This window comes from Nitrosomonas communis, assembly GCF_900114745.1.
Taxonomy (GTDB): domain Bacteria; phylum Pseudomonadota; class Gammaproteobacteria; order Burkholderiales; family Nitrosomonadaceae; genus Nitrosomonas; species Nitrosomonas communis_A.
The window spans coordinates 1-12,464 of sequence record NZ_FOUB01000032.1 but is presented as its reverse complement, the minus strand read 5'-3'; the positions used below and the strand labels follow the sequence as shown (position 1 = coordinate 12,464).

Sequence of the window (12,464 nt, the reverse complement as noted above, 5' to 3'; positions counted from 1 at the left end):
TACAAGATATCCCTCAAAGCGAGTAAATTATTTGTTTGATTTATCTCTACATGTTGAATATTAATAAGTAAACTACTATTAATCCTTCTCGGATACAGCAGAATCTTTTAATGCCGCAAGATGCTTTTCTACATCTTCTTTACTGAAACCGATAGCACTTGCCACACGATCAGCATGACTCTCACGGGATATCCCTGAGATCAAGCGGTGAGTTGGGCCTTCTGGTAAAAATTCGACATGCAAATAGCTGCCGATACCCTCGCCTTGTAAACGTTCACACAGCTCGTGGTTATGAGTGACCAGTATGGTCGTTGCACCGAGCTTATGAAAGCCCTTGAGTACATACTCGGAAAGCGTCATTTTTTCTTCAAAGGTAGTCCCTTCCGCCAGCTCATCAAGCACGACCAGGCTGAGGGAAGTCGAATTGAAAAAAATCTCACGGGTTTGTTTCAGTTCGTGAGCAAAACGCCCCATTCCTTCCTCTAAGCGTCCTGGTTCAGGTACTTGATAAAAAATATGCTCTGCTGGCACTAACCGCCCAGCCGTTGCAGGGATATAACTCCCCGTTTGCCCTAACAGTTGAATCTGTACGACAGTTTTGCAATAAGCTGTTTTTCCACCGCTATTCGGCCCGGTGATAATCAGTAGACGATTGGCTGCATTCAATTGGATATCGTTGGGAACATAGTCTGGTTGCATTCTGGCAAGCAATAGATTTTTTGCATTTCTGACAGTAAGCGTGTGTTGCCCTGCCTCGATGATTTCAGGCAACACCCTTTCCCCATTGACAGACTGAGCATAGCGGAGCAAAGACAGCAATTCATCAATCATGCCAAGCGCTTCCATTGCTTTAGCCAGATCAGGGCTTTGTCGGAAAAGTCTTTGTAAAGGATAAATCACGGAATCCCGGTCGGAAGAACTGACAGCCTGCATGATAATGGGAATGATCGGTATGGTAAGTATCAGCATGCCATAGCCAATATAAGTGACACCTAACTCAACCAGCATGTTTTGAAAGAAATAAAGCAAACCACTTACTATGGACAAAAAAATCAGTGTGGGCAGCCATTTGAACACAGAGGGCCGAAAGCGGGGAACAGGCAAATAAGGTGGTTTTTCTTCCTTGGTTTTAAACTTACCATCGATAACGTAAATTGGGCCATGCATTAAAGCGTAAATTCGGGAATTAGCAAAATCACGAATGGCTTGAATCATTTCCTGCAAATACGTACTTTGCACGGGTGGCAGCGAATCCGCTTCTTCAACCAGACTGACCGCGAATTCAGTTCCATCAATAAACTGATGATAACCATAGCCACCAAATTCCAGTTTCCCTGTCTTATTTTTTGGATTATCTGTGGTCAGTCCACCCGCAAACTCTCCATAGAGCAGATAGTAGAGAGATTCTTCCCCAGACACCATTTTCTTAATGAAGCTATCCAGTGCTGCAAATAGTTCGGGATGGGCTGCTAACTCGCGTAATGCTTCCTGTTTTTTCTGCAGCAATTGTACATCATGGGTAGGTCTAGCCAATGATCGGTAAAGTACCGATTGCCCTATCTGCATTTCAGCTTGATTGATTTCCTCAAATAAAGCATCCGCTTCTATCGCATGGAATGTTTTGGGATCCAGTACACCATAATCAGCGTCAGTTGGCCGCGTATCTCGTATACCTGCAGGCTGCTTACCACTTGATAAAATAAATGGTGTGCGCCAAATAGAAATGGAATTGGATTCTGTTGCATCATTCATGGCTATTTCCTGCTTTTAACAAAATAACGCTTGTGATAATTTGCATACTTGTGTCTACCCGCACTCATCCATAACGAGCATAAAATAATATTACTGAAACAAAATTAATTTCGCCCAATTACAATATGTAAAGCTTCTCATGCCGGCTGCCAACCATTTGCAGTCGAAGTTTTCCGAGTGTTAAGAATCTAGCATATCTATACCGTCTATGCGTGGCATAATCAGGCAAAACGATTCTAGTGTAATCGATGATAAATTTACTTAATAATAATTGATAACAATATATGAGTATATTTGCCTATTGAAGTGACTGAGGCATTTCTATCATGCTTAAAACAAAAATATTGTCTCATTGGCTCATCTTGCTCATCATAGCCGCCCTGCTGAGTTATGCAGGCTGGTACTTCACACGCAAACCGCCTGTAGAAGTCGAAGTTGGTACCATTACACGCGGCACAGTGGAAGCCACTGTCGTCAATACGCGTGCTGGCACGATTAAAGCTTGCCGGCGAGCCAAACTGGCTCCTGCTGTAGGAGGGCAAATTGTTAAACTACCCGTAGATGAAGGTGATCGTGTCAAGCAGGGGGATATTCTGTTGAAGCTGTGGAATGCTGATCTGGTAGCACAACATGAATTGGCTAAACAACAATGGGTCACTGCCAAAAGCCGGCAGCGCGAAGCCTGCATTATGGCAGACAATGCAAGACGCGAATCAATCCGAACCCAGCAACTGGTTGCGCAAGGGTTTATCAGTTCACAACGGGCTGAAGAAGCTGATGCTAATGCGCAAGCCCGTCAGGCAAACTGTGCTGCCTCGGCAGCAGATGTCAAACGTACCCAAGCTCAGATCGAAGTCACTCAAGCCAATCTGGATCGCACCATACTCTATGCGCCCTTTGCGGGCATTATTGCGCAAGTCACAGGCGAACTGGGTGAATATACCATGCCCTCCCCTCCGGGTATTCCTACGCCTCCCGCGATTGATTTGATCGATGATAGCTGCTTGTATGTTACTGCACCAATGGATGAAATAGATGCCCCCAAAATAAAAATCGGACAAGAAGCACGCATCACACTCGATGCCTTACCTGGCCAAACTTTTGCCGGTACGGTGCGCCGTATTGCGCCCTATGTCACTGAAATAGAAAAGCAGGCTCGTACTGTTGATGTTGAAGTCAATTTTACCGAAGGCTCAAACTATGCTCTGTTAGTGGGCTACAGCGCTGATGTCGAAGTCATTATTGATCGGCATGAACAGGTGTTACGTATCCCGACACAAGCTATCCGACAACAGAGCAAAGTACTGGTATTAGACCAGCATGATCGCATTGAAGAGCGCACCATAGAAACGGGACTGGCCAATTGGGCATTCACGGAAATCATCAGCGGCTTGAAAGAAGGTGAGCAGGTATTGACATCCTTTGATAACGAAGACATTGCTGCCGGCGTCATCGTCAAACCTAAAACCAATCAATCATGATTCAACTTACCGCCATTACCCGAATCTTTCATATGGGTGAGCAGGAAATTCGTGCGCTTGATCACATTGATCTGGCAATTGCTTCGGGTGAATATGTATCCATCATGGGGACTTCTGGCTCAGGCAAATCTACTTTGCTCAATGTCATCGGCGTACTGGACAGACCTGATAGCGGGCGCTACCAGCTCGATGGTAGCGATGTCACTGATCTAACCGAAACCGAGCAGGCACGTGTGCGTAGGGAAAAAATTGGCTTTGTCTTTCAATCGTTTCATCTGGTACCCCGTCTTACTGCTGCTGAAAATATCGAGCTGCCATTGATTTTGGCGGGTATCCCACCAGCTGAGCGCAAAATACGCATAGAAAAAGCACTGCATGCTTTTGATCTGAGTAAACGTGCTCAACACCGACCGGCTGAATTATCCGGGGGTCAGCGCCAGCGGGTAGCCATTGCGCGCGCGACCATTCTGCGCCCCACTGCTTTGCTGGCAGATGAACCAACCGGTAACCTCGATCATCGAACTGGTGTGGAAGTCGTAGCGCTGCTGGAAGAGTTGCACCATGCTGGCACTACCCTTATTGTCGTAACACATGATCGTGAACTAGGGCTACGAGCACACCGGCGGATTGCCATGCGCGATGGTCTCATTGTGGCAGATGAGCAATGAAGCTGCAGGATATCTTTCTATTTTCCTTTAAAACGGTTAAAAGCTACCCCACTCGCTCATTCCTCATCATTCTAGCCATGGCGCTGGGTGTAGCTGCAGTCGTCGTTCTAACAGCACTAGGTGATGGCGCGCGTCGTTTTGTGATTCATCGTTTTTCATCCATCGGGACTAATCTGATTATCGTTTTACCTGGTCGCGCGGAAACCGCAGGTAGCTTCCCGGGTGCATCTATGGGGCAGACTCCACGCGATCTGACATTAGAAGATGCTCGCTGGCTTGGCCAGCTTCATCAAATTCGACGCTATGCCCCACTCAATGTAGGTACCGCCGAGCTCGCTGCCGTCGGTCGTTTACGCGATGTCACTATCCTCGGGAGTACCGGAGATCTCTTGCCCATCCGTCACATGGAATTGGCGCAAGGAAGTTTTTTGGCGCATGGCGCACAATACAGCGCGCAAATTGTCTTGGGAGCAGAATTAGCTGAGGAATTTTTTCCTGAAGGCAATGCAATCGGCCAGCGTGTCCGGCTGGCTGATCGACGATTCATCGTATCAGGAGTGCTTGCCAGGCAAGGAGAAACAATGGGTTTCAATTCAGATGAGATCGTAATTATTCCGATTGATCATGCTCAGGCATTATTAGATACGACCTCACTCTTCCGTATCCTGGTCGAAGTCAGGAATCGTAATGACATTTCCTCCGCCAAGCAAGCTATCCGCGAACTCATGGTGCAGCGCCATGATGGCGAGGAGGATGTCACCATTATCACTCAGGATGCAGTGCTCGCTACCTTCGATCGCATCTTCCGTGCACTGACCCTCGGTGTAGCGGGTATCGCTGCGATCAGTCTAGCAGTAGCGGGTATTCTAATCATGAATGTGATGCTGGTAGCGGTCAGTCAGCGTACTGATGAAATTGGGCTGCTCAAAGCCATCGGAGCTCCAGGAAGTGACATCCGCCGCTTATTTCTCACTGAGGCTGCCTGGTTATCACTGACTGGTGCCATCTTCGGTTTTATGTTGGGGCATGTGGGAAGTTTATTGATCCGTCTGGCTTATCCACAATTACCTGCCTGGCCACCTGTCTGGGCTAGTCTCGCCAGTATCGTCATTGCACTGGTAACGGGCATCCTTGCTGGCCTGCTTCCTGCCGCCCGCGCTGCACGGCTGGATCCTGTCAAGGCACTCAGCGGCAGATGAGTACACTTGATACATTGCAATTCGCTCTGCGTGCTCTGAGTGCTCATTGGCTGCGCACGCTACTGTCAGCCTCGGGAATTGCTATCGGCATTGCCGCTGTTATTCTGCTCACTTCAATAGGAGAAGGCATTCAGCGCTTCGTATTAGCTGAATTTACCCAATTTGGCACTAATATTCTGACTGTCACCCCTGGAAAAAGCATGGCCCACGGTAGATCGGTCGGCGCCATCAGTAGTGTACGCATATTGACCATTGAAGACGCACTGGCTTTAAAGCACTCTCGCCACGCTCAATATATCAATGCCAGTGTGATGGGGAATGCTGAAATCCGTGCGGCAGGTCGCAGTCGACGTGTGACGATTTATGGACAAAGTTCTGATTTTGACAAGGCATTCAATATGAGCGTGGCGATTGGTCAGTTCTTGCCTGCGGATGATCCACGCAATCCACGCGCATTTGCTGTGCTCGGGGCAAAAGCACACAACGAACTATTTGGTAATGCCAATCCGCTCGGTGCCATTTTGCAGGTAGGCGGCTCGCGCTTTCGCATCATTGGTGTGATGGCGCTCAAAGGCCAAATACTGGGATTCGATCTGGACGACACGGTATTTATTCCCACTGCGCGCGCACTAGAAGTGTTCAATCGGGAAGGTTTAATGGAAATACAAATCGTCTATCCACCCGAAGCACCCTTGCAAGCTGTTACGGAGGATGTGCGGCGCATTCTCATCGAACGGCATGGGCGCGAAGATTTTACCTTGACGCCTCAACAACAAATGCTCTCTACCCTTTCTACTGTACTGACAGTGCTCACCTTTGCTGTCGCTGCCTTGGGTAGCATTTCGCTACTGGTCGGTGCCGTAGGCATGGTAACGCTGATGCATATCTCTGTTGCTGAGCGTGTGGCCGAAATTGGATTGCTCAATGCGCTAGGTGCCACCCGCGCCCGTATCCGCCTATTGTTTCTGATGGAATCTACGATACTCTCAGCACTTGGCGGATTAGCTGGATTAGCAATTGGCACTACACTCGCTAAGCTTCTCCAAATCGTAGTAAGCGAATTGCCTGTCAATATTCCTTGGGACTTTGTCATGGGTGCATTAACTGTCTCCATTCTGATTGGTCTGGCAGCAGGTGTCGTTCCTGCCATGCACGCGGCAAAACTTAATCCGATTGATGCACTGAGGACGGAATAAATTGCGGCGACATAAAAACGACTATCCCCGCTATGAGCAGCAAGGTATTATGCCGTTTTTTCCCTTCGGGTCAGTCGTCCTTTCTGTTTCTAACGCATCAAGAGGACAAGAAATCTAACCTGAAGAAATTAAACCCTTCAATATTAATATCCTCATATTCGATTTACCATTATTATTCAGTAAGCTAATCTTCTTGATCCTTGAGACATTTTCTAAGGGATGTGAAAGAGCACCGACAATTATGTGGGTTTCCGTCTGTGGCCAAAATCGCCAAAGGTGCATAATAATGATCTATACCAAATGGTTGTTTTGGAATAGGATCTTTATTTCCATCTACTAGCTTTGGCTTTCCTTTATCATCTAACTCTACAAGCCATTCGATATCACCTGTGGCAACCCGGGCAGGTATGAGCCAGTAATCTCCGGTTCGATAGATGTGCGTCAGCTTCTCACCACTGGTATTCTCACTTTCACCATTGCTATTAGTTGACACAAATTGAATCTCGATGCCATTTTCAATTTCTATCCATCCTCACCTTTCCCTTCTCTCACAAGTATTGCATCTCCGCGTTGATCCCAGCGGCGCACCTTGGTTGGCCAATCCTCGTTATTTGGAATGTCAGAAGGTGTAGATAATGGTGACTCGAGTGTGAAGCGGTCGCCTTCCACTTTGATCAATTTCCTCAAGACACCAGGCTTTCCTCCTCTCAGCTCCTGCTCATCATTGCTAAGTTCCACCCAAATTCCGGGTTCAAAACCCAGCGGCTTCTCTACATTCAATTCAGTGCCAGATAATTTCAGCACTCGACTGGCTACCGAACCATTGTCCCTGGACCATATGAAAGTTGCTTCCCCTACTTTACCTCCTTGATGAATTTCAATTCGATAGAGCTGATTCTCCTGACCTCGATATTTCGCATCTGGCGCAGTCAGACAGGGACCACTCGATTCTTCTGGGCGCTTTACACGCGCTTTCAATAAACCACGGTTGGCAGGTTGCCAGCGGGTTACCCATTCATCCTCCCATTCAAAATGCATTTTTTTGCATGATTCTGGAATGGGATTTGTCTTGCCCCATTGCTCTATTTTGACCTGCCATATTATCTTGGTGCGGGTTCCAGTGTCCGGTCCACCAAGCGCTGTTTCACGAATGTAATCATCTTCCAGAGCTGTAATATGGCGCTCCCAGACATCAAGGTAAACCAGATAAGTTTCCCCAGGATCTAAATGTGGGGGATTGGGGTAATCTTGCTGTGTTTTATAAGTAATATCCTCTTTGCCATTATCAAGTTTTTCATTTTCACATAAGATTCCATTGATATAATAGCGCCCTTCACCTATTGTAAAATCCCCATTATTTGTTTGTCCTATCTTAAATCCATATGAGTCTTCTGGACCAGCATATGGCCCAATCAAATCAGTAACGAGAGTACGTAAGTAATGCAGCAAAATGGCTGTTTGCTCATTCGAATCAGCATCAACTCGTACACGCCCCTGCTGTTCCAATACACGGCTGAAATGTTTGAGTGGATCAAATGTATCCCTTGAAAAATCACCCTTCATTGTCATTCTCCTAATTCTGATTTAACTGGCAAAAATAATGCTTACATCTGACCCTGCCGGAATATATTCATCCAAGCGAGTGCGCAAATTGGCTTCACGTTGTGGTTGAAAGAGATCATGAAAAACACCCATTTCTGATTCATCATCCGCACCTCGTTTAATCTCGCGAGCGCAGTTCAAGGCTAACTGACAGTAGGTCGGTGTACCGTAACGTATGCTATTGAATTGCGGTTTAACACGAATTCGTTCACAGTATTTTGCTGCCTCAATTTCGCTGGCTGTAGGGAGTAGCTTCGCTTGTTTACGGAGGCTCTCCTCGATCGCACTCTCCACCAGATCAGGCTGACACATGTAACGCGATGGTGTGCGCGATCCAGGAATGATAAAGCTGAATCGCAAGCAACCGTATTGCCGCCGTGCGACCGTGATGAGTCCATCAAAAATGCAGTTTTCACTTAACTCAATGGCATGCACCTGTATCTTGCCAAATACCGTGCTACGGATAATGGTCAAAACTGCGTATCCAATTGGACAGTCTGGTCCACCAATCGCCTCCTGATCGGAGCTGGTTGCATCAACAATGCTGTCACTGATACATAAGCGGATTGGATCTAGCCGGATTTCTCTTTCCACACCTTCACACTGAGCTCGCTGAACTACATTCTCCAAAATATAAGTTTGCATTTCCTCATCTTCCGAAAGATGGGTGTATGGCTCCAGTTCTTCATTCGATTCTGGTAAAGTCGGATTAATCTGAATCGAACCTAAAATACAATGCTCAATAACAACGCAAACGCGTGGGCTGAAAATTTCAAGGGAAGGCTCGGTTATGCACTGTGGCTGACAGTTACAGTCCAGACTCCACCCCGGCACTAAAGTAGCATGACGAATAGTCACATGTTTCAAATCGCCATCCAATTGCACAGCTCGGCCTGTAATCATCACTCCATCCATCGTAAAATGTTCCCCTACCTTTCCCGAAATAATCAAGGCATCGGGCTGGCTCGTTCGCCAATCTATCAGTCGAATCATTGGACGTTTTCCATTGGCTGCACGTAGCTGGAGACTTTTGTGACCATCAGCAAACTCAATTTTAATTGGCTCAACATACTCTCGACTATCGTTGATCTCAATAATGCCATGAGCAGGCTTAGTTTCAACCCATTGCTTGATAGCTTCAGTAATAGTTTTAAGTGGACCATCTTGTTTAACACTAAATACTTTAAAATCGGTTTGCCGAAACAGTTGTCGGTCATATTCTCCCCCGCCCATATTTGCACTAAAGCCATAGCGATAACTGACCCATATCCCATTTTTTGGTGCCTGTTGCGGCGAAAAAGTAATTCGGCCCAACACTGGATCAACGGCTACCGTTCCAAGGTGCGGATGATATTGCCAACCACTTAAATCCGCTGAAATGATTTTGTAAGGCAGCGGTATAAGTTTTATATCCTCGGATTTCCCATCTTTTATTCCTATTTCGATATAAAAACTGTTGTTTACTCCATAGAGATGATCTTTATGTGCTGCTAATGCGTTTCGGCGCATTGGCACCGGTAAATTAAATTCATCGGCAATATGAGTAGGATCTGTTTCTGGCTTCGGTTTTACAAAAAGTGGTGCATCATTGCCTAATACACTAAAGGTAAAACAATGATGTCCCTCTGCTTCTACGCAGTAAGCCGGTGATTGGGTAACCGAATAAGATTTGAGCCGCCAGACGAACATACCGATGCTCGGAATATTGTGACGACCTATCGTATGCTGGGAATTAATTCGCCGCACGTCTACGGTATGTGTCAGTTGATCAAAAGGACTATTCAGTAACTCCAATTGATGATTGTTGCGTAAATCAACCGTACGCCCCCGTTCCAAATGTAAATGATTGAGCGCTTGCGTCCAGCTAAGCAGTTTGTAATATTCCACCGCACGCGCAGGCCATCCTGCGATATCGTTGGCCAGCAACTCCAGCAAAGCTAGGGTACCCTTGCGCTTGCGGTAGCGAATGGTATGATCCCTCTAGATTTATAAAAGCGGTCTACCGATCAGAAAGCGATCCGTGGGAAACTGTGTCGTTACGCAAAGAGACACAGTCCTATTTTGATCTGACAGCCACTAACCACAGCCAAATTGTGGCATTAGTAAAAGCTGATCCAAATCTGGATCCGAATGCACTGATCATGAGCTTGACCATGGAGGATGGCAGTATCTGGCAACAAGGAAAGCCGCTGGATGTGTTTAGAACGACTTCCTTATATCACTCTATGCACAATGGCAATTACGTGTTTCCCTACAGATTTTCTCTAGATCCCAACGGGAATGGCTGGACGATGGCAGCTTGGGGGCCGACCGGCAATTTTGACCTAACCCGAGTGAAAGCGTGGGAGTTATTCTTCAATAATCTTGGCCAAGGAGAACATACTGTTTTGCTTGGCAGCATTGATACCATGGATACCATGGCAAGTTCTTTAATCCAGGCAGGCAGCACGTTTAGTGCTACCGGGCAGACGCAATGGCTAGCTCGCAGCTTTTCATCTATTGGAGTGGTTGCAGATATTAGCTCCGGTGGCAGCGTCGGGGACAGTCTCTCTATCGCTTCGGAATCGATTGGCGCTTTGGGGCTGGGCTTCAATCTAGAAGTTGCTAATAGTTATGTGAACCCCTCTTCGGATGCGGTTGTGTTCAAGCTAACGACAAGGGATGGGAAAATTTGGCAACAGACCTACGATTTACCGCAGATTGGGCGATCAATTTTCAGAATTTATACATTTTGCCCTCCCCCATCTATGGCACGTCCTGACCCTAATGATATGCGCTGCCAGAACATATTAGGAGGGTTTTATGGGATTAACCCTGCTGACATTACTATGTGGGAAATCACGTTAAATAGCCCGCCTGCCGAGGAATATAAAATTGGGATTAACCTTATCACAACAATTCAATAAATGATCTGGTCAAGCTATTAAGGTTCCCTTTCTGCCATCTCGAGTACTTCTGCGGCCGTCAATTGCCTGCTCATGTCGCCATCCCAGGTGGCATTGAGCGGCAGTGTGTTTCGCACATGTGCAGTGCGGGCGAGATAGGCGCTTAGAGTCATATTCGGCTGTGTGATTGGAGTGGCTAGGGCGCGCGGCTTGCGAATCACTTCCTTGAGTAAGGCTTGGTTGATCTTAGCTTTAGATCGTGCATCGAGTTTCGCTTTAGGTGTCGAGCGTGTCTCGCTCAACAATTTCTTGAGTGATTTATCGTGATTGCGCTTGTCGTCTTCCAGGGTAGGATAGGCCTGCATATATAGTTCACGGCCACGCCAGCCAAACAGACGCGGCTGATTGACTACTCGCACCGGTGTACCAACTGGTACGTCGTTGTAAATGCGCACGATGTCTTCTGGATACATGCGCAAACAGCCATGGCTGCCGCGCAAACCAACACTCGGCGGCTTATCAGTACCATGGATGGCAAATTTCGGCCACGCCAGTCTCAGCACATGGGTGCCCATCGGGTTATCAGGTCCTGGCGGCACGACGGCTGGCAATGGATCCCCATTTTTCTCGTGTTCTTTGCGGATGGAAGGTGTCGGTATCCAGCTAGGATTTTCTACTTTGGAGGTGATTTTAGTCAGACCTTCTGGTGTTTTCCATTCCACGCGCCCAATGCCAAGCGGATGAGTAATGACTTTCTGCGGTTTTCCTGCCTTGGTCTTTGGAAAATAAAATAGCCGCATTGCTGCAAGATTAACCACGATGCCATTACGCGGGGCGTCCGGCAGTACGAACAGAGTTGGGATCACAATTTTAGTGCCTACTCCCGGTAACCATGGATCGACGCCTGGATTGGCGCTCACGATCTCTTCATAGCCAAGATTAAATCGCCGGGCGATATCAGAAAGTGTGTCACCTTTGTTAACAGTAACGACTCGCAGTGTGCCGACTACATCCTCTCGATCTGGATCGAAGCTGAATTCATGACTAGCTGCTGGAACGGGCAACGGCTTGGCCACAGGAACGGGCAATGCTGATGGTTCAGTCAAAATTGACTGACAGCCACTCAGAAGGAAAATAACGCCGAGCAAACCGCACATTAGTCCATGACGCAACGACGATGAAAGTGTGCAATTCAAGGCAACAAGCTCGATTGATCTGTTTACCTTTAAACTCTTCAGACTCCCTAATACCGCCATGTGGCTTTGGTTTAGCCAGTTTTTGTGATCAATCCTTAATCTGTTGCTGGAAATTTTCATTACTTAACATCCATGCTTTATTGATTGCAAGCCTGACCTCTTCGATAGTCCTATCAGGTGCTTGATATTCAAGCAAATCTCTATAAACCAATTGGCATTTAGCTGCGTTCTGACCTAAAACAGCATCTTAAGACAGCACAATACTCTACTTTTTATCAGAAAAATTCTGAAATCCTAAAGCATTGCGATTATAACTTGATCAAGATATTTCGTCGGATAAAAATCCTCTGCGCTGTGATATAAAAGAATCATTATCGTTTAATCAATATATTAACTGATGTTACGCAGCCCCACGCTGATAGCGTATATTCCTGGCATGAAAACAAAGTATTTAGATTTATACACGGATTATTTGATCAGTACTA

10 protein-coding genes are annotated in these 12,464 nt (G+C 46.8%); 5 read left to right on the top strand and 5 right to left on the bottom strand.

Annotation, left to right across the window (positions count from 1 at the left end):
* Positions 1-78: 78 nt before the first annotated feature.
* A complete protein-coding gene (locus BM122_RS12190) occupies positions 79-1,752 on the bottom strand; it encodes a MutS-related protein (RefSeq protein WP_074905813.1) in 1,674 nt (557 codons plus the stop codon).
* 326 nt (positions 1,753-2,078) lie between these two features.
* Between BM122_RS12190 and BM122_RS12185 the strand changes: the two genes are divergently transcribed.
* Genes BM122_RS12185 through BM122_RS12170 form a run of 4 tightly spaced genes read left to right on the top strand, consistent with a single transcriptional unit; the run spans position 2,079 to position 6,296 of the window.
* Positions 2,079-3,233: an efflux RND transporter periplasmic adaptor subunit gene (locus tag BM122_RS12185; protein WP_074905812.1), complete on the top strand. Its 1,155-nt coding sequence runs from the start codon at positions 2,079-2,081 to the stop codon at positions 3,231-3,233.
* Positions 3,230-3,901, top strand: a complete 672-nt coding sequence (locus BM122_RS12180; protein WP_074905811.1) for an ABC transporter ATP-binding protein — start codon at positions 3,230-3,232, stop codon at positions 3,899-3,901. Before BM122_RS12185 ends, BM122_RS12180 begins: the two co-directional genes overlap by 4 nt.
* Positions 3,898-5,100, top strand: a complete 1,203-nt coding sequence (locus BM122_RS12175) for an ABC transporter permease (protein ID WP_074905810.1) — start codon at positions 3,898-3,900, stop codon at positions 5,098-5,100. Before BM122_RS12180 ends, BM122_RS12175 begins: the two co-directional genes overlap by 4 nt.
* Positions 5,097-6,296: an ABC transporter permease gene (locus BM122_RS12170; protein WP_074905809.1), complete on the top strand. Its 1,200-nt coding sequence runs from the start codon at positions 5,097-5,099 to the stop codon at positions 6,294-6,296. The genes BM122_RS12175 and BM122_RS12170 overlap by 4 nt, the downstream gene beginning before the upstream one ends.
* A 184-nt stretch (positions 6,297-6,480) precedes the next feature.
* Here the strand turns inward: BM122_RS12170 and BM122_RS12165 are convergent, their stop codons facing one another.
* Genes BM122_RS12165 through BM122_RS12155 form a run of 3 tightly spaced genes read right to left on the bottom strand, consistent with a single transcriptional unit; the run spans position 6,481 to position 9,833 of the window.
* Positions 6,481-6,789, bottom strand: coding sequence for a DUF6519 domain-containing protein (locus tag BM122_RS12165; protein ID WP_074905808.1), 309 nt, complete (start codon positions 6,787-6,789; stop codon positions 6,481-6,483).
* A gap of 29 nt (positions 6,790-6,818) precedes the next feature.
* Positions 6,819-7,859, bottom strand: a complete 1,041-nt coding sequence (locus BM122_RS12160; RefSeq protein ID WP_074905807.1) for a DUF6519 domain-containing protein — start codon at positions 7,857-7,859, stop codon at positions 6,819-6,821.
* A 21-nt stretch (positions 7,860-7,880) separates the two neighbouring features.
* Positions 7,881-9,833: a hypothetical protein gene (locus BM122_RS12155; RefSeq protein WP_074905806.1), complete on the bottom strand. Its 1,953-nt coding sequence runs from the start codon at positions 9,831-9,833 to the stop codon at positions 7,881-7,883.
* 95 nt (positions 9,834-9,928) lie between these two features.
* Here BM122_RS12155 and BM122_RS12150 point away from each other — a divergent pair, with 95 nt between their 5' ends.
* Positions 9,929-10,804 carry a hypothetical protein gene (locus BM122_RS12150; RefSeq protein WP_074905805.1) on the top strand — a complete coding sequence of 292 codons (876 nt, stop codon included), beginning with the start codon at positions 9,929-9,931 and terminating at the stop codon, positions 10,802-10,804.
* A gap of 17 nt (positions 10,805-10,821) precedes the next feature.
* On the opposite strand, the gene BM122_RS12145 is transcribed toward BM122_RS12150, so the two are convergent.
* A complete protein-coding gene (locus tag BM122_RS12145; RefSeq protein WP_256212029.1) occupies positions 10,822-12,099 on the bottom strand; it encodes a L,D-transpeptidase family protein in 1,278 nt (425 codons plus the stop codon).
* Positions 12,100-12,464: the final 365 nt, after the last annotated feature.

Coding starts and splice junctions, on each gene's coding strand:
- BM122_RS12190 (WP_074905813.1), bottom strand. CDS start 1,752: ATGAATGATGCAACAGAATCCAATTCCATTTCTATTTGGCGCACACCA.
- BM122_RS12185 (WP_074905812.1), top strand. CDS start 2,079: ATGCTTAAAACAAAAATATTGTCTCATTGGCTCATCTTGCTCATCATA.
- BM122_RS12180 (WP_074905811.1), top strand. CDS start 3,230: ATGATTCAACTTACCGCCATTACCCGAATCTTTCATATGGGTGAGCAG.
- BM122_RS12175 (WP_074905810.1), top strand. CDS start 3,898: ATGAAGCTGCAGGATATCTTTCTATTTTCCTTTAAAACGGTTAAAAGC.
- BM122_RS12170 (WP_074905809.1), top strand. CDS start 5,097: ATGAGTACACTTGATACATTGCAATTCGCTCTGCGTGCTCTGAGTGCT.
- BM122_RS12160 (WP_074905807.1), bottom strand. CDS start 7,859: ATGAAGGGTGATTTTTCAAGGGATACATTTGATCCACTCAAACATTTC.
- BM122_RS12145 (WP_256212029.1), bottom strand. CDS start 12,099: ATGAAAATTTCCAGCAACAGATTAAGGATTGATCACAAAAACTGGCTA.